Annotated in this window: 23 protein-coding genes; 5 read left to right on the forward strand and 18 right to left on the reverse strand. The window is 67.9% G+C overall.

Annotated elements, in window-relative coordinates:
- The first annotated feature begins 1 nt into the window (after position 1).
- Positions 2 to 1657 carry a chaperonin GroEL gene (gene groL, locus ASD34_RS03850; protein ID WP_042579049.1) on the forward strand — a complete coding sequence of 552 codons (1656 nt, stop codon included), beginning with the start codon at positions 2 to 4 and terminating at the stop codon, positions 1655 to 1657.
- A gap of 71 nt (positions 1658 to 1728) precedes the next feature.
- Here the strand turns inward: groL and xylB are convergent, their stop codons facing one another.
- From xylB to ASD34_RS03905, 11 genes are all read right to left on the reverse strand, one after another.
- Positions 1729 to 3195, reverse strand: coding sequence for a xylulokinase (gene xylB, locus ASD34_RS03855; protein WP_056572929.1), 1467 nt, complete (start codon positions 3193 to 3195; stop codon positions 1729 to 1731).
- A 48-nt stretch (positions 3196 to 3243) separates the two neighbouring features.
- On the reverse strand, positions 3244 to 4185 hold the full coding sequence (locus ASD34_RS03860; RefSeq protein ID WP_056572933.1) for an AraC family transcriptional regulator: 942 nt from the start codon (positions 4183 to 4185) through the stop codon (positions 3244 to 3246).
- Between the two features lie 15 nt (positions 4186 to 4200).
- A complete protein-coding gene (locus tag ASD34_RS03865) occupies positions 4201 to 5169 on the reverse strand; it encodes a carbohydrate kinase family protein (RefSeq protein WP_056572936.1) in 969 nt (322 codons plus the stop codon).
- A 23-nt stretch (positions 5170 to 5192) separates the two neighbouring features.
- Positions 5193 to 5864 (reverse strand): transaldolase family protein, encoded by a 672-nt coding sequence (locus tag ASD34_RS03870; RefSeq protein WP_056572939.1) that lies wholly within the window; start codon positions 5862 to 5864, stop codon positions 5193 to 5195.
- Positions 5865 to 5890: 26 nt separating this feature from the next.
- Positions 5891 to 6679, reverse strand: a complete 789-nt coding sequence (locus ASD34_RS03875; RefSeq protein WP_056572940.1) for an L-iditol 2-dehydrogenase — start codon at positions 6677 to 6679, stop codon at positions 5891 to 5893.
- Entirely contained in the window at positions 6676 to 8055 is a 1380-nt protein-coding gene (gene dalD, locus ASD34_RS03880; protein ID WP_056573260.1) for a D-arabinitol 4-dehydrogenase, read from the reverse strand. Before dalD ends, ASD34_RS03875 begins: the two co-directional genes overlap by 4 nt.
- 90 nt (positions 8056 to 8145) lie before the next feature.
- Positions 8146 to 9183, reverse strand: a complete 1038-nt coding sequence (locus ASD34_RS03885; protein ID WP_056572943.1) for an ABC transporter ATP-binding protein — start codon at positions 9181 to 9183, stop codon at positions 8146 to 8148.
- A 17-nt stretch (positions 9184 to 9200) separates the two neighbouring features.
- A complete protein-coding gene (locus tag ASD34_RS03890; protein ID WP_056572946.1) occupies positions 9201 to 10025 on the reverse strand; it encodes a carbohydrate ABC transporter permease in 825 nt (274 codons plus the stop codon).
- 10 nt (positions 10026 to 10035) lie between these two features.
- Positions 10036 to 10893 carry a carbohydrate ABC transporter permease gene (locus ASD34_RS03895; RefSeq protein ID WP_056572948.1) on the reverse strand — a complete coding sequence of 286 codons (858 nt, stop codon included), beginning with the start codon at positions 10891 to 10893 and terminating at the stop codon, positions 10036 to 10038.
- A gap of 58 nt (positions 10894 to 10951) precedes the next feature.
- Positions 10952 to 12265, reverse strand: a complete 1314-nt coding sequence (locus tag ASD34_RS03900; protein WP_056572951.1) for an ABC transporter substrate-binding protein — start codon at positions 12263 to 12265, stop codon at positions 10952 to 10954.
- 176 nt (positions 12266 to 12441) lie between these two features.
- The gene (locus ASD34_RS03905; RefSeq protein ID WP_200937516.1) at positions 12442 to 13383 is read right to left on the reverse strand and encodes a LysR family transcriptional regulator; all 942 of its coding nucleotides are present in this window, start codon (positions 13381 to 13383) and stop codon (positions 12442 to 12444) included.
- A gap of 93 nt (positions 13384 to 13476) precedes the next feature.
- On the opposite strand from ASD34_RS03905, the gene ASD34_RS03910 reads away from it, so the two are divergent.
- Both ASD34_RS03910 and ASD34_RS03915 read left to right on the forward strand, forming a co-directional pair.
- Entirely contained in the window at positions 13477 to 14457 is a 981-nt protein-coding gene (locus tag ASD34_RS03910) for a Bug family tripartite tricarboxylate transporter substrate binding protein (RefSeq protein ID WP_056572955.1), read from the forward strand.
- A gap of 44 nt (positions 14458 to 14501) precedes the next feature.
- A complete protein-coding gene (locus tag ASD34_RS03915; RefSeq protein WP_056573265.1) occupies positions 14502 to 15566 on the forward strand; it encodes a 4-hydroxythreonine-4-phosphate dehydrogenase PdxA in 1065 nt (354 codons plus the stop codon).
- A gap of 53 nt (positions 15567 to 15619) precedes the next feature.
- Here ASD34_RS03915 and ASD34_RS03920 read toward each other — a convergent pair whose 3' ends face one another.
- The 3 genes from ASD34_RS03920 to tal all read right to left on the reverse strand — a co-directional run bounded on the left by ASD34_RS03920 (position 15620) and on the right by tal (position 18638).
- Positions 15620 to 15952, reverse strand: a complete 333-nt coding sequence (locus ASD34_RS03920; protein WP_056572958.1) for a DUF805 domain-containing protein — start codon at positions 15950 to 15952, stop codon at positions 15620 to 15622.
- Positions 15953 to 16125: 173 nt separating this feature from the next.
- Positions 16126 to 17679 carry a glucose-6-phosphate isomerase gene (pgi, locus tag ASD34_RS03925; RefSeq protein WP_056572961.1) on the reverse strand — a complete coding sequence of 518 codons (1554 nt, stop codon included), beginning with the start codon at positions 17677 to 17679 and terminating at the stop codon, positions 16126 to 16128.
- Between the two features lie 2 nt (positions 17680 to 17681).
- Complete coding sequence (tal, locus tag ASD34_RS03930; RefSeq protein ID WP_056572963.1) at positions 17682 to 18638, reverse strand: transaldolase; 957 nt, start codon at positions 18636 to 18638, stop codon at positions 17682 to 17684.
- Between the two features lie 241 nt (positions 18639 to 18879).
- On the opposite strand from tal, the gene ASD34_RS03935 reads away from it, so the two are divergent.
- Positions 18880 to 19548: a lipocalin family protein gene (locus ASD34_RS03935; RefSeq protein WP_056572966.1), complete on the forward strand. Its 669-nt coding sequence runs from the start codon at positions 18880 to 18882 to the stop codon at positions 19546 to 19548.
- Here ASD34_RS03935 and ASD34_RS03940 read toward each other — a convergent pair.
- Genes ASD34_RS03940 through ASD34_RS03955 form a run of 4 tightly spaced genes read right to left on the reverse strand, consistent with a single transcriptional unit; the run spans position 19494 to position 24490 of the window.
- Positions 19494 to 20156, reverse strand: a complete 663-nt coding sequence (locus tag ASD34_RS03940; RefSeq protein ID WP_056572969.1) for an HAD family hydrolase — start codon at positions 20154 to 20156, stop codon at positions 19494 to 19496. The genes ASD34_RS03935 and ASD34_RS03940 overlap by 55 nt on opposite strands.
- Before the next feature lie 12 nt (positions 20157 to 20168).
- Complete coding sequence (locus tag ASD34_RS03945; protein WP_056572973.1) at positions 20169 to 21209, reverse strand: ABC transporter ATP-binding protein; 1041 nt, start codon at positions 21207 to 21209, stop codon at positions 20169 to 20171.
- Positions 21206 to 23479: an ABC transporter permease gene (locus tag ASD34_RS03950; protein WP_056572977.1), complete on the reverse strand. Its 2274-nt coding sequence runs from the start codon at positions 23477 to 23479 to the stop codon at positions 21206 to 21208. Before ASD34_RS03950 ends, ASD34_RS03945 begins: the two co-directional genes overlap by 4 nt.
- Positions 23480 to 24490 (reverse strand): ABC transporter substrate-binding protein, encoded by a 1011-nt coding sequence (locus tag ASD34_RS03955; protein ID WP_056572979.1) that lies wholly within the window; start codon positions 24488 to 24490, stop codon positions 23480 to 23482.
- A gap of 143 nt (positions 24491 to 24633) precedes the next feature.
- Here ASD34_RS03955 and zwf point away from each other — a divergent pair, with 143 nt between their 5' ends.
- Positions 24634 to 26106, forward strand: coding sequence for a glucose-6-phosphate dehydrogenase (gene zwf / locus ASD34_RS03960; protein WP_056572982.1), 1473 nt, complete (start codon positions 24634 to 24636; stop codon positions 26104 to 26106).
- Positions 26107 to 26113: the final 7 nt, after the last annotated feature.

The raw sequence follows: 26113 nt of genomic DNA on the forward strand, positions 1-26113 counted from the left end.
CATGGCAGCAAAAGACGTAGTCTTCGGCGGCGAAGCCCGCGCACGCATGGTCGAGGGTGTCAACATCCTGGCCAACGCAGTCAAGGTGACCCTGGGCCCCAAGGGCCGCAACGTGGTCCTCGAGCGTTCGTTCGGCGCCCCCACCGTGACCAAGGACGGTGTGTCCGTGGCCAAGGAAATCGAACTCAAGGACAAGCTGCAGAACATGGGCGCCCAGCTCGTGAAGGAAGTGGCCTCCAAGACCAGCGACAACGCTGGTGACGGCACCACGACCGCCACGGTCCTGGCCCAAGCCATCGTTCGCGAAGGCTTCAAGCTGGTGGCTGCCGGCATGAACCCCATGGACCTGAAGCGCGGCATCGACAAGGCTGTCACGGCCCTGGTCGCCGAGCTGAAGAAGGCTTCCAAGCCCACCACCACGTCGAAGGAAATCGCGCAAGTCGGCTCGATCTCGGCCAACAGCGACGAAACCATCGGCAAGCTCATCGCTGACGCGATGGACAAGGTCGGCAAGGAAGGCGTGATCACTGTCGAAGACGGCAAGTCGCTGGACAGCGAACTCGACGTCGTCGAAGGCATGCAGTTCGACCGCGGCTACCTGTCGCCCTACTTCATCAACAACCCCGAGAAGCAATCGGCGCTGCTCGACAACCCCTTCGTGCTGCTGTTCGACAAGAAGATCAGCAACATCCGTGACCTGCTGCCGGTGCTGGAGCAAGTCGCCAAGGCTGGCCGTCCGCTGCTGATCATTGCCGAAGAAGTCGAAGGCGAAGCCCTGGCTACGCTGGTCGTGAACACGATCCGCGGCATCCTGAAGGTCGTGGCTGTGAAGGCGCCTGGCTTCGGCGACCGCCGCAAGGCCATGCTGGAAGACATCGCCATCCTGACGGGCGGCAAGGTCATCGCTGAAGAAGTGGGCCTGACGCTCGAAAAGGTGACGCTGGCCGACCTGGGTCAAGCCAAGCGCATCGAAGTGGGCAAGGAAAACACGATCATCATCGACGGCGCTGGCGCTGCCGGTGACATCGAAGCCCGCGTGAAGCAAGTTCGCGTTCAGATCGAAGAAGCGACCAGCGACTACGACCGTGAAAAGCTGCAAGAGCGCGTGGCCAAGCTGGCCGGCGGCGTTGCAGTGATCAAGGTTGGCGCTGCCACTGAAGTCGAAATGAAGGAAAAGAAGGCTCGCGTCGAAGACGCCCTGCACGCCACCCGCGCTGCAGTGGAAGAAGGCGTTGTGGCTGGCGGCGGCGTGGCGCTGCTGCGTGCCAAGCAAGCCGTGGGCGAGTCGGTCAAGGGCGACAACGCTGACCAGGAAGCCGGCATCAAGCTGGTGCTCAAGGCGATCGAAGCGCCCCTGCGCGAAATCGTGAACAACGCCGGCGGCGAAGCCTCGGTGGTGGTGAACGCTGTGCTGGCCGGCAAGGGCAACTACGGCTTCAACGCTGCGAACGACACGTACGGCGACATGCTCGAGCTGGGCATCCTGGACCCGACGAAGGTCACCCGCACCGCACTGCAGAACGCCGCTTCGGTGTCCTCGCTGCTGCTGACGACCGAAGCCATGGTTGCTGACGCACCCAAGGACGAGTCCGGCGCTGGCGGCGGCGGCATGCCCGACATGGGTGGCATGGGCGGCATGGGCGGCATGGGTATGTAATACCCGGCTGAGCTCTGCTCACCAAAGTAAAAAGGGCCGCGCAAGCGGCCCTTTTTCTTTGTGCGGAAGGTTCAGCGGAACTGGTCGCGCAGCGCCATGTAGAGCACCTGGAATCGCGCCTGCCGTGTCTTGTGCCCACCGGCCCCTTCGGATGACGGCTTCAGCGTCTGCTTCACCGGCGGCAACGTGCACACCTCGGCGACCGCGCCGCCATCGGCCAGCCATGCCAGGCGCGCCGCACCGAGCGCCCCACCCGTTTCGCTGCCTGCATAGAGGGTGAGCGGCACCTGGAAGATATCGGCCAGCAACTGCCCCCACCAGATACTGCGCGCGCCCCCACCCACGAGTGCGACTTCGCGCAGCGGCATGTCCGCCGGCAGGCGCAGCGTGTCGAAGCCGTCGCGCAGGCCGAAGCTCACGCCCTCGACCACGGCATAGGCGATCTGTGCGGGGCCGTGTGCGTGCGTCAGGCCGAAGAGCACGCCCTGCGCGTTCGGATTGTTGTGCGGCGAGCGTTCGCCCGAGAGGTACGGCAGGAACAGCGGGCAACGTGCCCGGTCTTCCAGCGCCACCGACGCCGCCGCTTCGAGCAACGCAGCCTCGTCCGCGAACTTGAAGGTCTTGGCCGCCCAGCTCACCGCGCTCGCAGCCGAGAGCATCACCGACATCTGGTGCCAGCGCTGGGGCAGCGCGTGGCAGAAGGCATGCATCGCCTGCGCGGGGTTCGGCAAAAAGCGGTCGGTCGAGACGAACACCACGCCCGAGGTGCCGAGCGAGACAAAGCCCTGCCCCGGCTCGACGAGCCCCATGCCGACCGCGCTGGCGGCGTTGTCGCCGGCGCCGCCCGCGATGCGCACGCCGTCGCGCAAGCCCCAGCGCGCGGCCAGCTCGGATTTCAGTTGCGCAGAAACTTCGCTGCCCTCGACAAGCCGCGGCATGTGATCGCGCGTGAGCCCCGTCGCGGCAAGCAACTCGTCGGACCAGTCGCGCGCGCCCACGTCGAGCCAGAGCGTGCCGGCGGCATCGGACATCTCGCTGACCGCCTCGCCGCTGAGCATGAAGCGCAGCCAGTCCTTGGGCAGCAGCACGCGCGCCACGCGGGCAAAGACCTCGGGCTCGTGCTCGCGCACCCACAGCAGCTTGGGCGCGGTGAAGCCGGGCATCGCGAGGTTGCCGGCGATCTCGCCCAGGCGCGGCACGGCGCGCGTGAGCGCCTCGCACTGCGCACCGCTGCGGCCGTCGTTCCAGAGAATGGCCGGTCGCAGCACCTGGCCTGCCGCGTCGAGCAACGTGGCGCCATGCATCTGGCCCGACAGGCCGATGGCGCGCACCTGCGACAGCGCCTCGGCATGCGCCGCGCGCAGCCCGGCCATGACCGCTTCCAGGGCCTGCCACCACTGGGCGGGCGCCTGTTCGGACCACAGCGGTTGCGGCCGGTCGACCGTGAGCGGCGCGCGCGCGACGCCGACGATGCGGTGATCGTCCGCGAGCAGCAGCGCCTTGAGCTCGGACGTGCCGAGGTCGAGTCCCAGATACAAGATCGTCTCCCTGATGAGGTCCCGCACACAGACGTGCGGGTTGCGGAATCAGCCGAAGCGCGTGTCGGCCTGGCGCCTGAACTCGCTCGGCGTCATGCCCTTGATTTCGAGAAAGCGCCGGTTGAAGTTCGCCACGTTGTTGAAGCCCACTTGGTAGCAGATGTCGGTCACGTAGTGGTCGGTCTGCATGAGCAGGTGGCAGGCGCTGTTGATGCGCACGCGGTTCACGAAGTCGGTGAAGCTGTTGCCCGTCGAGCGGCGGAAGAAGCGGCTGAAGCGGCTCTCGCTCATGCCCAGCTCGGCGGCCACGTCCGACATCGAGATCGCGTCGGTCATGTGGTTGGTGATGCGGTTCACGATGTCGTTGATCTGGTCGACCTGCGCATCGCCGTCGCTGCCCTGCACGCCCTGCATCTGCACGCTCGACAGCAGCCGGTAGTCGGTGCACTGGGCCAGGTCGGCCATGAACTCGCAGAACAGGCCCAGGCGGCGCACGCCGCGCGCCGCCTTGATGGCGTCCCAGTGCGCCAGCGCCTGCGCCGACATGCCGAAGAACTCGATGCCGTGGCGCGCGCGGTCGAGCAGCGGCATCACGTCGCGCAGCTCCGGAATCTCGGCGGCCGCGCGCTCGATGGGTTCGTGGCGGAACTGGATCACGCGGTCGCGCCCTGCAGCGCCTTCTTCGGGCACGTCCAGCGAGATCCAGTTGTGCGGCAGGCGCGGCCCGCACAGCACGAGATGCCCCGGCTGGAACGGCCCGATCCAGTCGCCGATGAAGGCCTTGCCCGAGGTCTCGGTGATCAGGTGCAGCTCGTAGTCTTCATGGAAGTGCCATCGCACCAGCGGGCTCGGAAAGCCGTGCGCGAGACAGCGCACCAGGCCGGTTTCTTCCGGGGCCTCGTAGCCCAGCGACGGGGAGCGTGCGAAGTCGCGCTCCAGCTCGGGTTGGCGTTGACGAGGAATCGCGCGTTTGCGGGTGGTCGTTGTCATGGCAGCACGGATCGATCAGGGCCGGGAAGCGACGGCCTCGTTGTCTTCCTGCGAAAGCGCCGTGCGAACGGCTTCCAGCGTCGGTGGATCGGCGCCCTCGCGGGTGCAGTTCAGGGCCGCGGCTGTGGCGGCGAAACGCATCACGGCGCGCCAGTGGTCGTCGCCGAGCTCGACCAGCTGCGCCGGATGCTCGACGCCATGCGCCAGCAGCGCCACCGACAGCCCGGCGGTGAAGGTGTCGCCCGCGCCGATGGTGTCGACCACCTCGACGCGCGGCGCCGCCACGGTGAGCGGTGCGCTACCGGTGCGCCACAGCGTGGCACCGGCACCGCCGCGCGTGACGACGACGGCGCGCGCGCCGGCCGTGAGGCACTCGGCCGCGAGCGCATCGATGGGCCGTCCGGGTGCGAGCAACTGGGCATCCTCGTCACTGAGCTTGACCAGGTCGGCCATGGCGAACCACCCGGTGACGCGGGCGCGGTAGGCCGCCATGTCGGGAATCAGGCTGGGCCGCACGTTGGGGTCGAACACGATCACGCAGCGCCCCGTGTGGGCCGCCACGAGGTCGGCGATGCGCGACGACGCCGGCTCCTGCAGCAGCGAGATCGAGCCGAAGTGCAGGAAGCGGCATTCCGCCGGCAGCTGCGGCAGCGGCTCGGGCGCCCAGGTCGCGTCGGCGCTGCCGCGCGTGTAGAAGGCGTAGCGGTTGGTCTGCGGCGTGCGCTCGACAAAGGCCAGCGTCGACGGCGCGTCGCTGCGCAGGATGAGCCGGGTGTCGACGCCGTTGCGCTCGAGAAAGGCCATGAGCCGTTCGCCGAACAGGTCGGTCGAAAGCTGCGTGAGAAAGCCGGTCGGCTGCCCGAGCCGCGCACAGGCCACGGCCGTGTTCAGCGGCGAGCCGCCTTCATGGCCGAGGAACGCCAGCGAGCCGCCTTCGCCGGCGGTGAAATCGATCAGGGCCTCGCCCGTAAGTGCAATGCGCATGGTGCTTGGATTTTCTTCTTCTGTCAGGGCAAGGCGCGGGCGTCGGCCAGGAAACCCGCTTCGGCGGCCAGGGTGGCGGGATGGTCGAGCAGCTCGGCAAACAGGCGCGGCGGGATCGTGATGGCGCCCACGCCCAGCCCCAGCAGCGACAGGTACGCCGCGCGCGAACGGATGCTCGCCACCAGCAGGCGCGTGCCCGACGCAGGACGCTGTACCACCAGCGACTGCATCTGCGCGATGAGCGCGAGCCCATCGATGCCAGCGTCTTCGAGCCGGCCGAGGTACGGCGCGGCATAGGCCGCGCCCAGCTGCGCGGCGAAGTGCGCCTGTTCGGGCGCGTACACGGCGGTCCAGGTGACGGGCACGCCCTGGGCGATAAGCCGCGCGCCGGCGTCCAGGCCCTGGCGCGTGGCGGGAATCTTGATGACGAGCTGGCCGGGGTCGAACTGCGGCAGCAGCGCGTGCGCGTCTTCGAGCATGCCGTCGACGTCGCTCGAATAGACCTGCGCCTGCACCTGGCGCGCGCCGAGCTCGATGCAGCGCTTGAGCAGCCCCGGCACGGCCGCGCGGCTCAGGCCGGCGCGTTGCAGCAGCGTCGGGTTGGTCGTCACGCCGTGCACCACCGGGTGCGGCAGGCAGGCCTGCAGCTCGGCCAGGTCGGCGCTGTCGAGGTACAGGTGGAAGTGGTCGTTCATGCAGAAATGCGGAAGGAAGGTGGGTTTCAGCTCATGACATTGCCGCCGTCGACATTGAGGGTCTGCGCCGTGATGTAGCGCGCATCGTCGCTGGCGAGAAACACCGCCGCCCCGGCAATGTCGCCCGGCACGCCCATGCGCCCGAGCGGCACGGCGAGGCCGACGCGCCGCTTCTTCTCGCCCGGCGCCAGCCCCTCGGCCTTGGCGAACAGGCTGTCGACATGGTCCCACATCGGCGTGTCGACCACACCGGGGGCGATGCCGTTGACGCGGATGCCGTGCGGCGCCATGGCCAGCGCGGCGCTCTGCGTGTAGCTGATGACGGCTGCCTTGGTCGCGCAGTAGTGCGACACCAGCGCCTCGCCGCGGCGCCCGGCCTGCGAGGCCATGTTGATGACCGACGCGCCCGGCGTGCCGGCCCCGACCATGTGGCGCAGCACGGCCTGCATCACGAAGAACATGCCCTTCACGTTGACCGCGAAGAGTTTGTCGAACGAGGCCTCGTCGCTGTCGAGCAGCGGTGCGAGGTCGAACACGGCGGCGTTGTTGAACAGTGTGTGGACAGGGCCGAAGGCGACCTGCGCCTCGGCCAGCATGTGCGCGATGGCCTGCATGTCGGTCACGTCGGCCGCGATGTAGGCGAGCGTGTCGGGGTGGGCTTGCTGCAGCGCGCGCACGGCCTCGGGCGCGGCGCTCGCGCGGTCGATCACGCTGCAGCGCGCGCCCTCGGCGATGCAGGCCTCGGCCACGGCCAGGCCGATGCCGCCAGCGGCCCCGGTCAGCAGCACATGGCGGTCCTGCAGCCGGCCGCTCACGGCGCGGCCTTCTCTTCGATGAAGCGCGCCACGCGCTCGCCGGCACGGCGAACCGCGTCGATCAACCGCGCGTCGCCAGCAAGGTTGCCCCACAGGGCTGTGTCGGCGCACAGCGCCGCGACCGGATCGGCTGCATCGCAGATCGCGTGCGCCACCGCCTCGTCCATGCCCTGGTCCTGGTAGGCATAGGGCAGCGCGCCCCGGTGCCAGCGCTGCAGGAAGGCCAGGAACAGCGCGGGCAGCATCGCCACGCTGTCGATGCCCTGCCCGGCCGCGAGCCGTTCGCGCACGGTCGGCGCGATGAAGCCCGGGATCTTCGAGAAACCGTCGGCCGCCACGCGCTGGTTGGTGTCGCGGATGGCCGGGTTGCCGAAGCGGTCGAGTACCACGTCGCGGTAGGCCGCGAGATCGATCGGGCTCGGGCTCAGGCACGGAATGACGTCGTCGGTCACGTAGTCGAAGGCCATCTGGCGGATGGCGGCGTCGTGCGTGCCTTCGTGGATGAACCCCAGCCCCGCCAGCGTGCCGGCCCAGGCGATGCAGCTGTGCGTGGCGTTGAGGATGCGGATCTTGGCCTCTTCGTACGGCTGCACCGACTCGACGAGCTCTACACCCACGCGCCCCCAGTCGGGCCGGCCGGCGACGAAGTCGTCTTCGATCACCCACTGGATGAAGCTCTCGCCCGTGACCGGCGCGCCGTCGTCGCGGCCTGTGGCAGCCTGCACGCGCGCGCGCAACTCCGGTGGAGGCCGCGGCGTGATGCGGTCGACCATCGCGTTCGGGCAGCGGGTGTTGGCGTCGACCCAGGCCTGCAGCGGCGCATCGCCGACCAACGCGATGAATTCAAGCAGGCCCGCGCGAAAACGGTCGCCGTTGTGGCGCAGGTTGTCGCAGTTCAGCAGCGTCACGGGGCCCGCCTGCGCGGCGCGCCGTGCCCGCAGGATCGCGCAGACCGCGCCGTAGATCGTTTCGCCGGCCTCGCCGCGCCGCGCGCGTCCGATGTCGGCCGCAAGGTCTGCGAACGACAGGTCGAGATGACCTTGGGTATCGAGGTAGTAGCCGGCCTCGGTCACGGTGAAGGAGACGATGCGCGTGGACGGCGCGGCGCCGCGCGCGATCACGGCGGCCAGCAAAGGCTCATAGGTGAGCACTTCGCGGATCGCCTCGATCTGTTCGTAGCGGTATTCGCCGGCCGGCGACACCGTCTCGAGCGTGTAGCGACCGCCTTGCGCTTGCAGCGCTGCGACGACCTCGGCCATGTCGGGCCGGATGTTGGCGCCCGACAGCGACCAGCGGGCGTCGCCCGCATCGATCAGCCGTTGCAGGTAGACGGCCTGGTGGGCGCGATGGAACGAGCCGAGGCCCAGGTGAAGCACCGTGAATTCCGAAGGCGCCGGTGGGGTGGGCACGAGGCCCGCTGCTGCGAGGGTCACGGGGAAGGTCCGTTGAAAGTGAGGGTCGTCGGATCAGGCGGCGACGGCGCGGCCTTCGCGGCTGAACAGGTGCAGCACGGACGGGTCGAGCTCGACCGCCACGTCGTCGCCGGCCTGCAGCGGCGTGCGCTCGTTCTGGCGCGCGATCAGCGGCACACCGCCCACGTCCACGTGGATCAGCGTGTCGGCGCCCAGTGCCTCGATGAGCTCGACGCGGCCCGGCACGCCAGCGGCTGCGCTCTGCTTCGGATGCACGCGCAGGCCTTCGGGACGCACGCCCAGGAAGCCGTCGCTCGGCAGGCGCCCGCCCGTGGCGGCGGAGAAGCTCGGGATCGCACTCGCCGCGACCATGTTCATCGACGGCATGCCGATGAACTGCGCGACGAACTGGTTGGCCGGGCGGTCGTACAGCTCCAGCGGCGTGCCGACCTGCTCGATGAGCCCGTCCTTCAGCACCACCACGCGGTCGGCCAACGTCATGGCCTCGACCTGGTCGTGCGTCACGTAGATGGTGGTGGCGCCGAGCGCGCGATGCAGCTTGTGGATCTCCACGCGGGTGTTGCCGCGCAATGCCGCATCCAGGTTCGACAGCGGCTCGTCGAAGAGAAACACCTTGGGCGCGCGCACGATCGCGCGGCCGATGGCCACGCGCTGGCGCTGGCCGCCCGACAGGTCCTTCGGCGTGCGGTCGAGGTACTGCGTGAGGTTGAGCGTCTTGGCCGCGTGCTCGACCTTGGTCTTGATCTCGTCCTTCGGCACGCCCGCGAGCTTGAGCGCGAAGGACATGTTGTCGTACACGCTCATGTGCGGATACAGCGCGTAGCTCTGGAACACCATCGCCAGGTCGCGCTTGCCCGAAGGCGTCCAGGTGATGTCCTTGCCGTCGAGCAGCAGGTTGCCGCTGGTGATCGGTTCGAGCCCCGCGATCAGCCGCAGCAGCGTCGACTTGCCGCAGCCCGAAGGCCCGACGAAGACGATGAATTCGCCCTTCTGGATGTCGAGGTCGACGCCCTTGATGATGTTCACGTCACCAAAGCTCTTCTTGATGTTCTTGAGTTCGAGGTAGGCCATGAGATGTCTCCCTTTCTTTACTTGACGGCGCCGAAGGTCAGGCCCTGCACCAGTTGCTTCTGGCTGAACCAGCCGAACACGACGATGGGCGCGATGGCCATCAGCGAGGCGGCCGACAACTTGGCCCAGAACAGGCCTTCGGGGCTGGAGTACGAGGCAATGAGCGTGGCCAGCGTGCCGGCCTTGGCGGAGGTGAGGTTCAATGCCCAGAAGGCTTCGTTCCAGCTCAGCACCAGGCACAGCAGGCCGGTCGATGCGAGCCCGCCCACCGACAGCGGCATCACGACATGGCGGAACTCGGTCCACAGGCTCGCGCCGTCCATGCGCGCGGCTTCGAGGATCTCGTTCGGAATGTCCTTGTAGGCGCTGTAGAGCATCCACACCATGATCGGCAGGTTCGACAGCGTGAACACGAGGGTGAGCGCGGTGAGCGAATCCAGCAGTCCCGCGGTCTGCGCGAGCACATAGATCGGCACCAGCGCGCCGACGGCCGGCATCATCTTGGTGGAAAGCATCCACATGAGGATGTCGCGCGTCTTCTTCGTACGGAAGAAGGCCATCGAGTACGCGGCGGGCGCCGCGATCAGCAGGCCGAGGATGGTCGAGCCCAGGCTGGTGATGAGCGAGTTGCGCGCGTACAGCAAGTAGTCGCTGCGGCGCTGCACCTCGCCGAAGTTGTCGAGCGTGGGTTCGAAGATGAACAGCGGCGGCACGTGGATCGCCTGCAGCTCCGTCTTGAAGGCCGTGAGGAACAGCCAGCCGAGCGGGAAGAACAGGAGCAGCGCCACGGCCCACGCACCGACGGTGCGCAGCAGCTGGGGAAGGAAGTTGCTGGGTTGCATGGTCGTTCCTTCAGTCCAGGTTCTTGCCGATGATGCGAATGAGGAACACCGCGACGATGTTGGCCAGCACCACCGCGAACAGCGCACCTGCCGACGCCACGCCCACGTCGAAATTCATGAGCGACTGCTTGAAGATCAGGTAGGTCATGTTCGTGCTCTCGTTGCCCGGGCCGCCATTGGTGGTGATGGCGATCTCGGCGAACACGCTGAGCAGGAAGATCATCTCGATCATGATCACCACGGCCATCGGACGGCCCAGGTGCGGAATGGTGAGATAGAAGAAGCGCTGGAACGAACTCGCGCCGTCCATGCGCGCGGCTTCCATCTGCTCGCGGTCCAGCGACTGCAGCGAGGTGATGAAGATCAGGCAGGCGAAGGGCAGCCACTGCCACGCCACCATGATGATCACGGAGAACAGCGGCACGTCGGTGAGCCAGTCGACCGGCTGTGCGCCGAAGAAGCGCCACAGGTCGGCCAGGATGCCGTAGATGGGGTTCATCATCATGTGCTTCCACAGCAGCGCGTTCACTGCGGGCATGACGAAGAAGGGTGAAATCAGCAGCACGCGCACGATGCCGCGGCCCGGGAACGGCTCGTTCACGAGCAGTGCGAGCAGCACGCCGAACACCACCGTGATGACGATCACGCTGCCGATGAGCAGCAGCGTGTTCCACGTGGCCGGCCAGAAGTCGGGGTCGGTGACGAAGTAGTGAAAGTTCTCCAGGCCCGCGAACGTGCGCTCGCCGGGCTGCATGAGGTTGTAGTTCACGAACGAGAAATACAACGTCATCACGAGCGGCACGATCATCCACAGGAGGAGCGTGAGCACGGCGGGCGCCATGAGGGCGCGGGGCAGGAGTCTTTTCATGGTCTGTTCCTCTCAGGCTGCGGCCCTCTCCCCGCGGGGAGAGGGGAAGACGCGCGGCTTACTTGTAGTAGCCGGCCTTCTTCATTTCGCGTTCTGCAGCGAGCTGGGAGGTCTTCAGCGCCTGGTCCACAGTGACCTTGCCCGACAGCGCCGCGCTCATCTGCTGGCCCACCGCCACGCCGATGGCCTGGAACTCGGGAATGGCCGCGTACTGCACGCCGACGTACGGCGACTTGGGCAAGGTGCTGTCGCTCAGGTTCGCGCTGTCGATCGCCTTCTTCTCAGCGGCGGCGAACTTGGCGACCTTCTGGAACTCGGGGTTCGCGTAGGTCGACTTGCGCGTGCCGGTGGGCACCGTGCCCCAGCCGTGCTCCTTGGCGACCAGGTTGACGTACTCCTTGGACGTCGCCCATTTCACGAAGGTCTGCGCGGCGGCGCCCTTGGTCGAACTGGCGGGAATGGCCAGGTTCCAGGTCCACAGCCAGTTCGCGCCCTTGGGCGTGACGGCCACCGGTGCCTGTGCGAAGGCCACCTTGTCGGCCACCTTCGACTGCTTCGGATCGCTGATGAACGAGGCCGCGATGGTCGCGTCGACCCACATGCCGCACTTGCCTTCGTTGAACAGCGCCAGGTTCTCGTTGAAGCTGTTGGCCGACGCACCCGGCGGGCCGTAGGCCTTCATCAGGTCGACGTAGAAATTGATCGCGTCCTTCCAGGGCTTGGTGTCGATCTGCGGCTTCCACTGCATGTCGAACCACTGGCCGCCGTTGGTGTTGACCAGCGTGGTCAGGAAGGCCATGTTGTCGCCCCAGCCCGGCTTGCCGCGCAGACACATGCCGTACAGGCCGCCCTTCGGATCGTGAATCTTGCCGGCCAGTTCCTTCACCTGTGCCCAGGTCGGTTGCTCGGGCATCGTGAAGCCGACCTTGTCGGCCAGGTCCTTGCGGTACATGAGCATCGAGCTCTCGCCGTAAAACGGCGCGGCGTAGAGCTTGCCTTCGTGCGACAGGCCCGCGCGGATGGCGGGCAGCAGGTCGTCGGCGTCATAGGCGGCGTCGGTGGCGATGGGCTGCAGCCAGCCCTTCTTCGACCAGATCGGCGCTTCGTACAGGCCGATGGTCATCACGTCGAACTGGCCGCCCTTGGTGGCGATGTCGGTGGTCACGCGCTGGCGCAGCGTGCCTTCTTCCAGCGTGACCCACTTGAGCTTGATGTCGGGGTTGGCCTTTTCGAAGAAGGGGGTCAGCTTCTGCATTTCGATCATGTGGCCGTTGTTGACGGTCGCGATCACGAGTTCGGTGGGGGCGGCCTGGGACGCGAAGCCCGCGCCGGCAAGTGCGAGGACGAGGCCCGCTTTCAGAAAACGCTTCATGTTGTCTCCTAGAGGTGAGCGACGCCCCGAGATCGTGGTCGCCGTGCCCGGATTCTGGAGAAACGCGCTTGCGGCTTTGGTACTTCACCCGCCACCATCTGTACGCTCTTGCACCAGTTATCTAGTGAATTCCCTAGTCAACGCAATACAGCATGGGAAACTACCCGTCGGAAGTCTCAGGCATGCCCGCCGTCGCCCAGCAGCTGGCGCCGGAACTGCGCGGCAGCCGGGGACAACGCGCGGTCCTCGCGGGTGATCAGGCAGATCGGCGGCACGCGCACCGGCAGCTCGACCGGCACGGTGCGCAGCACGCCCAGCCGGCCATAGTGGTTGGCCTGCGAGGCCGGCATGACGGCCGCCATGTCGGAGTTCTCCAGCAGGGCCGTGATGGCGATGGGCGATGCCGTTTCGATGATGTCCAGCCGCGCCTGGATGCCCGCCTCGCGCATCGCGGCCTCGAAGCGCCCGCGCTGCGGCGACCCCGGCGGCTGCAGCACCCACGACCAGCTCGCCATCTCGGCCAGCGTGACCGTGGCCGCGCGCTCGAACACCGGATGCGCCGCGCGCACCACGACCACCTGCGACTCGCCCAGCAGCGGCACGCTCGCGTACTTGGCCTCGTCGTGGCCGTCGGTGAGGCGACCCAGCACGAGGTCGACATCGCCCTGCTCCAGCTGCGCCTGCATCACGTCGCTGGTCTCGACCACCACCGACACGGCCACCTGTGGATGGCGCTGGTGGTACGCGACCAGCGCCGGCGCCAGCAGTTCGGGCACGGCACCCGGCACGCTGCCCACGCGCAGCGCACCGCTCAGGCCGGAACGCAGCGCGAGCATTTCCTCGCGGGCGGTGCCGAAGTCGCTGAGCACACGGCGGGCGTAGCGGATGAGGATCTCGCCATAGGGCGTCGGCGCCATGCCGCGCGCCGAGCGCTCGAAGAGCTGTTCGCCCAGCGACTCCTCCAGTTGCTGCAGCAGCTTGGTCGCGGCAGGCTGGCTGATGTTCATGGCCTCGGCGGCGCGGCCGAGGTGACGGTGCGTGTCGAGCCGGGCCAGCAGGAGCAGCTGGCGCGGCCGGACGTGGAGCATCAGCGAGGCGTCGGTGAGGCCGGGTTTCATGCACAAAAGTATATGAAGCTTCGGTCTTTTTCGATTGGATCGCGCGCATGAAGCTCCTTAGGCTCGGCACCACAACAAGCAGGAGACGACGCGATGACCCTCTTTCCCCTGGCCCGCGGCACTGGCGCGGCAGCGCTGCTGGCGCTGGCCGCCTGCCTGAGCGCAGGCGCGCAGCCGGCCTACCCCGACAAGCCACTGCGCATCCTGGTCGGCGCCTCGCCCGGCGGCGGCACCGACATCCTCGCGCGCGTGCTGGCCGACAAGTTCGCACCCGCGCTCAAGCAGCCCGTGACGGTGGAGAACCGCCCCGGCGCCTCGAACACCATCGCCGGCGAACTCACGGCCCGCGCGCCGGCCGACGGCGCCACGCTGCTGCTGGCCACCAACACGGCGCAGGCCGTGGCGCCGCACATCCTCAAGCTCAAGTACGACCCGCTCAAAGACCTGCAACCCATCGGCCTCGTGGCCGTGATGCCCAACGTGCTGGTGGTGTCGGCCAGCTCGCCGTACAAATCGGTGAAGGACCTGCTCGCCGCCATGGCCGCCAAGCCCGGCGCTTTCAAGTACGCGTCGTCCGGCATCGGCAGCACGCAGCACGTGGGCGGCGAAGCCTTCAACCTGGCCACGGGCATGACCTCGATCCACGTGCCCTACAAGGGCAGCTCGCAGGCGCACATCGACATCATCTCGGGCGAGGTCGAGATGATGTTCGACAGCACCTCCTCGGCCATGGGCCAGATCCGTGCCGGCAAGTTCCGCGCGCTGGCCGTGAGCGCACCGCAGCGCTCGCCCGAGCTGCCCGACGTGCCCACGCTCGCCGAGCAGGGCGTCAAGGGCGCCGACGTGTCGACCTGGTACGGCCTGTACGTGACGGCAGGCACGCCGCGCCCGGCGGTCGAGCGGCTGAGCGCCGAACTCACGCGCACGTTGAACCTGGCGGACGTGCAGTCGCGCATCAAGGCCCTGGGCGGCGAGCCCGGCACGCTGACCGGCGAGCCCTTCGCGGCGATGAACCGGCAGGAGTTCGACCACTACGGCCAGCTCGTGCGCGACGCGCGCATCAAGGCCGAATGACATCGCCCCCTTCTTTCTCTTTCCCCTGACCTTCCTTGCCGACCATGCCAACCCCATTGAAAAACCCGAGCGTGACCTGTGCCAAGCCCCGCATCGCCGTGCTGCTGGGCGACCCCAGCGGCGTCGGTCCCGAGATGGCCGTGAAGCTGCTCGCGCGCCAGCGCAACCTCGACGCCGCGCGCGTGCTGCTGATTGCCGACCCGGTCGTGCTGGCTGCAGGCGAACGCGTGGCGGGCGTAAAGCTCACCCCGCTGCAGGTGCAGGCGATGGACGACCTGCGCTTCGAGGACGGCCGGCTCAGCCTCTTCACGCGCGACTGGATGGCGGGCGAGGAACCGGTGCTCGGCGAGTCGAACGAACGCTCGGGCCGGGCCTCGTTCCAGGCGCTCGAAGACGCGACCCTGGCCGTGCGACGCGGCCAGGCCGACGCGATCCTCTTCGCGCCGCTCAACAAGCATTCGCTGCGCCTGGGCGGCCTCGTGCACGAGGACGAGCTGCGCTACATGCAGGAGCGCTTCGCCGTCGCGGGCTTCGTCTGCGAGTTCAACCTCACCGGCTCGCTGTGGACCTCGCGCGTGACCTCGCACATTCCGCTGAAAGACGTGGCAAGCCACATCACCATGCAGGGCGTGGGCGACGCCGTGAAGATCATCGCGTCGGCACTGCGCCGCGCGGGTGTGGCGCGCCCGCGCATCGCCGTGACCGGCCTCAACCCGCACGCGGGCGACGGCGGCTCGATCGGCATGGAGGAGATCGAGATCATCGCGCCCGCCATCGAACAGCTGCGCGCCGAAGGCTACGACGCGCGTGGCCCTTTCTCACCGGACACCGTATTCATCGGCGCAAGGCGCGGCGATGTCGATGCCGTCGTGTCGATGTACCACGACCAGGGCCAGATCGCGATGAAGCTCATGGGATTCGAACAGGGCGTGACCCTGCACGGCGGGCTGCCGGTGCCGGTCGCCACATCGGCCAGCGGCAGCGCCTTCGACATTGCAGGCAAAGGCATGGCGCAGATCGAAGGGCTGCAGCAGGCCTTCGACCTGTGCGTGCGGATGGCGAGCGGCGCGCCTGCGGCACCCGCGTTCGTCGAAACGGCGGTGGCCTGAGTCGCGTGCCCGCAAAAGAAAAGGGCCGCGTGTGCGGCCCTTCAGGGGAAAGTTCAGGCGCTCGGCGGCTCGCCGAAAGCATTGCTCTCCGGCTGCGAGGGCTGAACGAAGAAATAGATCAGCACGAGATTGATCAGCGGGATGATCGACAGCAGCAAGAACCACCCGCTCTTGCCGATGTCGTGCAGGCGGCGCGCGCCCACGGCGAGTGCGGGCAGAAGCAGGCCCAGCGCTGCGATGACGTACACGTATTCATGGATCAGGCCGGTGATGATGAGCACCCCGAACTGGGCCAGAAAAAACCACCAGAATTCCGAACGCGATGCACGACCGGTGAAATCGGTGTACTTGGCGATGCACGTCTTGACCGCTGTTTGAAAGTCCATTGACTCGCTCCTCTTGATGAATCCCAGGGAAATTTCCCCGGGGCCATCATATCGGCGCGTTGTGCAACGACAAACTCGGCCAAACCGGCCAGCACGCTGCAAACCAATGGCCTAAAGGCCTAGTGAATAGAGCCTTTGGCCAAGGCTCGCAAGCCTTGCAGTGACGTGTGCCGTCAGGCGCCCAGCCGCTTCAGCAGGCCGGCCGTCGAGGCGTCGAGCCCCGCGACATCGCCCGAGGCCAGGCGCGGTTCGATGTCGCGCGCCAGCACCTTGCCCAGCTCCACGCCCCACTGGTCGAAGCTGTTGATGCCCCACAGCGCGCCGCTGGTGAACACACGGTGCTCGTACATCGCGAGGAAGGCGCCGAGCGCTTCGGGCGTGAGCTTCTCGAACACGAAGAACGTGCTCGGCCGGTTGCCCGGGAAGTTCTTGTGGCCGCCTTCGTCGAGCTTGCCGACCATCAGCGCCTGTGCCTGTGCGAGCGCGTTGGCGAGCAGCTTCGGGTGGTGGCCGTCAAGGTCGTGCGAGGCGTCGCGCACCGCCATGAACTCGAGCGGGATCACGTCCGTGCCCTGGTGCAGCATCTGGAAGTACGCGTGCTGGCCGTTGGTGCCGGGCTCTCCCCAGAGCACGGGCGAGGTGCCGAAGGCCACGGGCTGGCCGCCCGCATCGACCTGCTTGCCGTTGCTTTCCATCTCCAGCTGCTGCAGGTAGGCCGGCACGCGCTTCAGGGCGCTGTGGTACGGCGCGATGCTGCGGCTCGTGAAGCGGTGAAAGTTGCGGTACCAGACGTCGAGCAGGCCCAGGCGCACCGGCAGGTTGCGCGCGAGTGGCGCGGTGCGAAAGTGCTCGTCCATCGCATGCGCGCCCGCCAGCAACCGGCGAAAGCCGTCGGCGCCGATGGCCAGCGCAATGGGCAGGCCGATGGCCGACCACAACGAGTAGCGCCCGCCCACCCAATCCCAGAAGCCGAAGGTGGTGTCGATGCCGAATTGCTTCGCCGCTTCCACGTTGGTGGTGAGCGCGGCGAAATGGCCCGCGATGTCGGTGCCACCCGATTGCTCGTACCAGCGCTTGGCCGAGAGCGCGTTGGTCATCGTCTCGGCCGTGGTGAAGGTCTTGGAAGCCACCAGGAACAGTGTGTGCTCGGGCGAGAGGCCCTTCAGCACGCCCGCCAGTTCGTGGCCGTCGACATTCGAGACGAAGTGAAAGCGCTTGCCGGGCGCCACGAACTCGGCGAGCGCCAGCACGGCCATCTGCGGGCCGAGGTCGGAACCGCCGATGCCGATGTTGACCACGTCGGTGATCGTGTGGTCGGCGCGCACCTTCTCGGCATAGGCCAGCATGGCGTCGAGCGTGGTGTGCACTTCGCGCAGCTCGTTCGCCGTCTTCGGGCCCGTAGGCGCATCGGCCGGCGCGCGCAGCAGCGTGTGCAGCACGGCGCGGTCCTCGGTGTTGTTGATGTGCTCGCCCGCAAACATCGCATCGCGATGTGCTTCGAGGCCGCACTCGCGCGCGAGTGCCAGCAGCAGTTCCTCGGTGCGCGCGTCGATCAGGTTCTTCGACAGGTCGGCGAAGAGGTACGGCGCCTGCTGGCTGAAGCGCTCGAAGCGCCCCGCGTCGTCCACGAAGGCATGGCGAAGGTCGAACTGGCGGCCCGCAGTGTCGAAGGCGGACTGCAGTTGCGCCCAGGCCGGCGCACGGTCACAGCGCAGGGTCATGGCCATCTTTACTTGCCGCTTTCCTGCATGAGCTTTTCGAGCTTCACCGCGTCGGCCGCGAAGGCGCGGATGCCTTCGGCGAGCTTCTCGGTGGCCATGGCGTCTTCGTTCAGCGCGAAGCGGAAGCCGGCTTCGTCGTAGCTCACCTTCCTCGCGTCACCGGTGGCCGCCGTCTTGGCGTCCAGCGCATGTTCGAGCGGCTCGTTGCTCGCGGCCAGCTCGGCCAGCAGTTCGGGGCTGATGGTCAGCAGGTCGCAGCCGGCCAGGGCCTTGATCTGCCCCACGTTACGGAAGCTCGCACCCATGACCTCGGTCTTGATGCCCTGCTGCTTGTAGTAGTTGAAGATTTCGCGCACCGACTTCACGCCCGGATCGTTGGCACCGGCGCTGGCCGCTTCGTCCCACTTCGCGCCGGCCGACTTCTTGTACCAGTCGTAGATGCGGCCCACGAAGGGCGAGATGAGCTGCACACCGGCCGCGCCACAGGCCACGGCCTGCGCGAACGAGAACAGCAGCGTGAGGTTGGTCCGGATGCCCTTCTGCTCGAGCAGGCGCGCGGCCTCGATGCCCTCCCAGGTGGAGGCGACCTTGATCAGCAGGCGCTTCTCGGTGTCGATGCCTTCGGCCTTGTACAGGGCCACGATGCGCTCGCCGCGGGCCACGGTGGCGGCGGTGTCGAACGACAGGCGCGCGTCGACTTCGGTCGAGACGCGGCCCGGGATGATGGAGAGGATTTCGGTGCCGAAGCGCACCAGCAGGCGGTCGATGACCTCGTCGAGCGGCTTGCCAGCATGCTTCTTCACGGTCTCGTCGAGCAGCGGGCGGTACTCGGGCTTCTGCACGGCCTTGAGGATCAGCGACGGGTTGGTGGTCGCGTCCTGCGGCTTGGAAATGCTGAGCTGCTTGAAGTCGCCGGTGTCGGCAACCACGGTGGTCCACTGGCGGAGGGCATCGAGTTGGTTCATGAAATCAATTATCCAGGGAGGGGTGTGACAAGTCCTGCACGCAATTGCGCGGCGGTCGATGTTTTCATGCGAACCGTAGCACGGGTTTTCGCGAAGCTCCATCGGCCTGCGGCGCGAAGGGTTGTCAGCCGCGCTGCCCTACAGGGGCTGTGGTCCGTGGCTGACGGCGACCGACCAGGGTCGGGGGCTACCCTGAAGCGGACGCGGCAATTTGCCGGACGACTTTCCCCCAGGAGCCCCCATGACCTCTCGCCCCCCACGCCCCGCGCCCGCTGGCAGCCCCTTCGACGACCGCCGCACCAGCCGGGCCATCGGCGCCATGGCCACAGCCTTCGTCGTCGGCGGCGTGGCCACCTGGTACGCCCTGGGCGCCGCGCGCACGGCCCAGGCCCAGCCGGCTGGCCCGGCCGACGGCGCCCCGCTGATGCGCGCGCCGCTGCAGGTGGTGGGGCCGGTTGACCTGCACCGCTACGCCGGCCTCTGGCACGAACAGGCGCGCCTGCCCAACCGGTTCCAGAAACAGTGCGCCGGACCGGTGAGTGCCGAGTACGTGCCGCAGCCCGACGGCACGATTCAGGTGCGCAACCGCTGCGTGCGCGCCGACGGCAACTTCGACGAGGCGATCGGCAGCGCGCGCGTGGTGCCCGTGGCCGGCCAGCCGGGCGCGGGACGGCTGCAGGTGCGCTTTGCGCCCGCGTGGATGGGCTGGCTGCCGCTGGTGTGGGGCGACTACTGGATCCTGAAGCTCGACCGCGACTACCAGGTGGCGCTGGTCGGCACGCCCGACCGCGAGTACCTCTGGGTTCTGTCGCGCGCGCCGCGCCTCGAGGACGACGCCCTGCAGGCGGAGCTGGACTACGCCCGCAGCCTGGGGTTCGACACCGACAAGGTGGTGCTCACCGGCAGGTAGCGCTGCAGCTGAGACGGCAGCATGGCCGGCGCGGTGCAATGGATGGCGTGCCAGCCGAAGGCGCGCGCCATCTCGACATTGGCGGCCGAGTCGTCGATGAACACGGTCTGCTCGGGGTCGAGGCCGTGGCGCATGGCCAGCACCTCGTAGATCTCGCGCTCCGGCTTGAGAAACTTCACGTCGCCCGAGAACACGCCGCCGTCGAACCTTTGCATGAACGCATGCCGGCGCTCCAGGGCGCGGGCAAACGGCGCGGGCATGTTCGACAGGTAATACAGCCGCAGCGGCTGGCCGGCGTCGCGGTGAGCGATGAGCTGTTCAAGCATCTCCAGCGTGACGTCGATAGGCTCCAGGCGCTCCCCGAGCCCATCGAGCATGGCGTGCAGCGACTCGGACGGCAGCGCCAACCGCACCGACATGCGGGCAATGGCATCGTCCAGCGTGCGGGTGCCGCAGTCGAAGCCGGTCCAGTCGTCGTGATGAAAAAGCGCCCGGCCCAAGGCCGCGGCGGCGGATTCAGTGGGGGCGTGAGAGGGAAGATGGGCCTGGACCAGCCGCGTCGGCTCCCAGGCGAACAGCACGGCGCCAAGATCGAAAACCACGTTCATGGCGCCATTGTTTCATGCGCCGGGCACCACGCTCACGCCATGGGTTCCGAGCGACAGGGTGGTCTGCGTACCCGCCGCCAGCGGGCGCGAGAGGTCGGTGGAGACCACGAAGACCGGCCCCAGCGGCGTGTCGAAGCCATATTCGTAGAAGCTGCCCAGGTACGCCGCCTTGCGCAGGGTGGCGGGCAGGCCGTCGAGCGCGCCGATGTCCCAGGCCTCGGGCCGCACCGCCACCTTCACCGTGCCGGGCGCCACCGCGTAGCGCGGCTGCAGGCGCAACGGGCCGAGCGTGACGCTGCCGTCGGCCTGTGCCACGGCCGGGAACACCATCGCCTCGCCCATGAAGCCGGCGACGAACTCGCTCTCAGGGCGCCCGTAGAGCTGTTCAGGCGTGCCGCGCTGGGCGATCACGCCGTGGTCCATGACGATGATCTGGTCGCTCACGGCCAGCGCCTCGCTCTGGTCGTGCGTCACGTAGGCCACGGTGAGCTTCAGCCGCTGCTGCAGCGCGCGGATTTCCTCGCGCATCTCGCGCCGCAGGCGCGCGTCGAGGTTGGACAGCGGCTCGTCGAACAGCAGCACTGCCGGCTCCAGCACCAGCGCGCGCGCCAGCGCCACGCGCTGCTGCTGGCCGCCCGACAGCTCGCTGGGCAGGCGCTCGTCGAAGCCGACGAGGCCGACGCCCCTGAGCGCCTCGCGCGCCCGAACCGTGGCTTCGTCTTTCTTCACGCCGCTCATGCGCAGGCCGTAGCCCACGTTCTCGATCACGTTCATGTGCGGGAACAGCGCGTAGCTCTGGAACATCATGCTCACGTTGCGCTCGCCCGGGCCGAGCGTGGTGACGTCGCGCCCGCCCATGAAGATCGAGCCCGAGGTCGGCGACTCGAGCCCCGCGATCATGCGCAGCGTGGTCGTCTTGCCGCAGCCCGAGGGGCCGAGGATGGTGGTGAGCGTGCCCACGGGCACCTCGAAGCTGATGCCCTTGACGGCCATCGGCCCATTCCTGTCGGTGCCGTAGCGCTTGGTGACGTTGCGGAATTCGATGCCGTTCATACGGAGAGGCTTTCCATTTTGTGATGTCCCTCATGCGGCGGCGCTGTGCCACGCCGCCCCAGCTTGCGCTCCCCCACCACGAACTGCACCAGCGCAATGGCCAGCGACATCAGCACCATGAGCACCGTGCAGTACGCCAGCGCAATGCCGTAGTCGCCGTTGCCGACACGGCCGATGATGTAGGTGGTGGCCAGTTCGTTCTCGGCCGTGACCAGGAAGATCACCGCGCTCACCGTCGTCATGGCGCGCACGAAGCTGTAGACCAGCGCGGCCACCAGCGCCGGCTTGAGCAGCGGCAGCACCACCTTGAACAAGGTCTGCGAGGTCGAGGCGCGCAGCATCAGCGAGGCTTCGTCGAGCGAGCGGTCGAGCTGCTTGAAGGCCGCCGTGCCGGCGCGCACGCCCACCGGCAAGTTCCGGAACATGAAGCACAGCACGATGATGAGCCCCGTGCCCGTGAGCTCGAACGGCGGCACGTTGAAGGCCAGGATGTAGCTCACGCCGAGCACCGTGCCCGGGATCGCGAAGGCCAGCAGCGCGCCGAACTCGAAGAGGCCCTGCCCCTTGAACTCGTTGCGCGCCAGCAGCCATGCAATCAACAAGCCGAGCGCTGCGGTGATCGGCGCCGAGATGCCCGCGAGCTTCAGCGTGGTGATCAGCGAGTTCCACGCGGTGCCGGCCCACACCAGCCCGAACTGGCCCCATTCCAGCGCGAAGGCGCTCTTGAAGTGGTTGAGCGTGAAGCTGTAGTCGCGCCCCCAGGTCTGCACGAAGCCGCCCGCGAAGGCGAACAGGTAGACCACGGCGGTGAAGGCGATCCACGGCAGCGCGATGCACTGGATGGTGCGGCGCACGCCGTCGGGCAGCGGCATCGCGATGCCGGCGTCGCCCTTGCCGCTGACGGTCGTGTAGTTCTGCTTGCCCAGCAGGCCGCGCTGCAGCGCGAACACGCCGAGCGCGAACAGCGTGAGCACCCAGGCCAGCGACGCGGCGCGGCCCTGGTCGTACTGCGCGCCGACGATGGCGAAGAAGATGTCGGTCGACAGCACCGAGAACTGCCCGCCCACGACCACCGGGTTGCCGAAGTCGGCAATGCTCTCGATGAAGCCGACCAGGAAGGCGTTGGCCAGCCCGGGCTTGAGCAGCGGCAGCGTCACGGTGAAGAAGGCGCGGCGCCGGTCGGCGCGCAGCATCTGCGCGGCCTCTTCCAGGCTGGGCGCGATGCCTTGCACCACGCCGCGCATGATCATGAAGGCGATGGGCGTGAAGGCGAACAGCTGCGCCACCAGCACGCCCGGCATGCCGTAGAACCAGCGCGTCGGCTCGATGCCGAACACGCTCTCGAGCACCTGGTTGACGATGCCGGCACGGCCGAACAGCAGGATCAGGCCGAGGCCGACGACGAACGGCGGCGTGATGATCGGCAGCAGCGCCAGCACGCGCAATGCGCCCTGCCCGCGCCGGTTGCCGCGCTCGGCCATCAGCGCCATCAGCGTGCCGAGGAAGGTGGTGCCGGCCGCGGTGAGCAGCGCCAGCACCAGCGTGTTCCACGCCACGCCGCAGCGCACCCCGCCTGCGAGGCAGCCCAGGCCCCAGATGCGCTCCGTGAACACGCGCGCCGCGAAGGCCGTGATCGACCACTGCCCGTCTTCGTTGAAGAACGCGCCCGACAGCGCACGGCTCACCGGATAGGCGATGAACAGCGCCATCAGCACGCCGCAGCCGACCACCGAAGCCGAGACGAACAGGTCGCCCCTGAACAGCCCGAGCCGCGCCATGCCGAAGGCCGCCAGCAGCACCAGCGCCGTGAGCGCCACGAAGCCGCCCGCGCCGATGCCGAACTGGTTGACCGCCAGCTCGCCGAACTGGGTGTTGAGCGCCGCGACGCTCCAGCCGCGCGCGCCGATGGTGAAGCCCGCCACGGCCAGGCCGATGGCGCCGATCGCGCCGCCCGCCAGCAGCCAGCGCCCCTGCACCTTGCCCGCCGGCAAGGCCGCGCCGACAGCGCACAGCAGCAGCCCGGCCAGTCCGATGAAGAGCCAGCCGCGGCCCTGCGTCGCCGCCTGCATCAGGCCATTGGCGCCCTCTGCGCGGCCGAAGACCTGCGGAACGGCTTCGTACCAGGTCGCATCCTGGATCGCATACCAGGGCAGCACGAGATAAGCCGCCAGGCCCAGCACGACCCAGGCCCAGATCCAGCGCCGCGCGCGCCGGGCGGCAGCCAGCGACGCCGGGTTGGCCGGCGCGCCTTCGTTGGAACGCGCCTGCACTTAGCGCGGCAGCGAGTTGACGTCTTTTTCCCAGCGCGCGATCAGGCGGCGGCGCTCGGCGCTGGCGCCGTACTTGGCGTAGTCGTAGTTGATGAACTTGATCTTCTTGAAATCCGGAATGCGCGGATCGAGCTTGGCGGTCGCGTTGCTCGGCAGCTGGAACTGCTTGTTGGCGGCGCCCAGCTCCTGCGCAGCGGGCGTCAGCGCCCATTCGTAGAACTTCTTGGCGGCGTCGAGGTTGCGCGCGCCCTTGATGATGCTCATGGAGCCGATCTCGGCACCCGTGCCGTCGGCGGGCGTGATGGTCTCGACCGGGAAGCCCTGCATCTTCTCGCCCGGGCCGTCGTGCACGAAGCTGATCGACACGGCCGTTTCACCGCGCGCCACCGCCTTGATCGGGCCGGTGCCCGAGCGGGTGTACTGGCCCACGTTCTTGTGCAGCGCCTTGAGGTAGTCGAAGGCCTTGTCCTCGCCCATGAGCTGCACCAGCGTGGCGATCATGGTGTAGGCCGTGCCGCTGGAGGCCGGGTTGGCCACCTGGATGTCGCCCTTGTACTCGGGCTTGAGCAGGTCGGCCCAGGTCTTGGGCACGGGCAGCTTCTTCTTGGCGAGCAGCTCGGGGTTGTAGCCGAAGCCCAGCGGGCCCGAGTAGATGCCCACGGTCTTGTAGCCCGACTGCTTGGCCTGCTGCTGGGCCCAGGGATGCAGCTGCGTGAGCGTGGGCGACTTGTATTCGAGCGTGAGCCCCTGCTCGGCCGCCTGCAGGTGCGGGTCGCCCGTGCCGCCGAACCAGACGTCGGTCTTGGGGTTGTCCTTCTCGGCGATGAGCTGGGCCAGCGCCTCGCCCGAGCCCTTGAGCGCCATGTTGATGCGCACGCCCGTGGTGCGGGCGTAGACGGTGGAAATCACGTTGCACCACTCGGCCTGCACCGAGCAGATGACGTTGACGGTTTGCGCCGACGCTGCGGCCGACAGACCCAGCAGCGCGGCTGCCGTGAAAAGCTTCTTCATTGGTATTCCCCTGCCTCGGCAATAAAAAAAGGCCTCGCGGCCATGGGGCAGCGTAGCTTTAGTACAGGCGTACCGAATCGGTACAAGTACCATCGCGACTGGCACGTTGCCTGCTCGGCATTCAGACAAAGGAAAGTTTTCTCATGAGCTTCGATCTCGTTCTGTTCGGCGGTACTGGCGACCTTGCGTGGCGCAAGCTGATGCCCGCGCTGTTCCAGGCCTTCAGGCACGGCAGCCTGCCGCAGGACGGACGCATCGTCGGCGTGGCACGCGACGACCTGTCGGACGACCAGTACCGCGAGCTGATCCAGTCGCGCTTCAGCGCCGTCGAAGGCGCCAAGCGCCCCTCCCCGGAAGAGTTCAAGAAGTTCGCCTCCATGCTGCACTACCTGCGCATGGACCTGTCCAGGCCCGCCGACTACGCCAGCCTGGCCGACCTGCTCCAGCAGCGCGACGCCAAGACGGTCGTGATGTACGTGGCCACGGCGCCCGCGCTCTTCACGCAGGTGGTCGAGCAGATCGCCGCCGCCGGACTCAACGGCCCGCGCACCCGCGTCGTGCTCGAAAAGCCGCTGGGCCACGACCTGGCCTCGAACCGCGCGATCAACGCGGCGGTGGGCAAGGTGCTCGAAGAGAAGCAGGTCTTTCGCATCGACCACTACCTGGGCAAGCCCTCGGTGCAGAACCTGTTCGCGATGCGCTTCGGCAACGCACTGTTCGAGCCCATCTGGCGCCGCGAGCACATCGCCAACATCCAGATCACCATGGCCGAGGACCTGGGCGTGGAAAAGCGCGGCGCCTTCTACGACCAGACCGGCGCCCTGCGCGACATGGTGCAGAACCACGCGCTGCAGCTGCTGTGCGCCGTGGCCATGGAGCCGCCCATCAACGCGCACGCCGATGCCATCCGCGACGAGAAGCTCAAGGTGCTGCGCGCCCTCAAGCCCTGGACGCCCGAGAGCCTGGGCCTGCACGCGGTGCGCGGCCAGTACACGGCCGGCACGGCCTACGGCGAGCGGGTGCAGGGCTACCGCGACGAGCCGGGCGTGAACCCCGACAGCCGCACCGAGACCTTCGTGGCGCTGCGCACCGAGATCGCCAACTGGCGCTGGGCCGGCGTGCCCTTCTACATCCGCACCGGCAAGCGGCTGGCCTCGCGCGACGCGCGCATCGAGGTCAACTTCCGCCCCACCCCGCACGCGATCTACCGCGCGCCTGCGGGCAACGTCAACAAGCTGGTGATCAACCTGCAACCGAAGGACGGCCTGGAACTGCACATGCTCGCGCAGGCGCAGGACAACCGCCAGCGCGGCGGCAACGGCCACGCCAGCGCCGCCCAACTGGCGCCGGTGCAGCTCGACCTGGACTTCGACAAGCGCTTCGGCGCCGAGCGCGTGGGCGCCTACGAGCGCCTGCTGCTCGACGTGATCGACGGCCGTCTCAATCTGTTCGTGCGCAGCGACGAGCAGGAAGAAGCCTGGCGCTGGGTCGAGCCGCTCATCGACTCCTGGGAATCCGACGGCGGCCCGCGTCCCTATGCGGCCGGCACCTGGGGCCCCAGCGCATCGAGCGCCATGATCGCGCGCGACGGCTTCGCCTGGGGCGAAGAGCAGTAACGCAGCA

The organism is Variovorax sp. Root473 (assembly GCF_001426505.1).
Lineage (GTDB): Bacteria > Pseudomonadota > Gammaproteobacteria > Burkholderiales > Burkholderiaceae_C > Variovorax.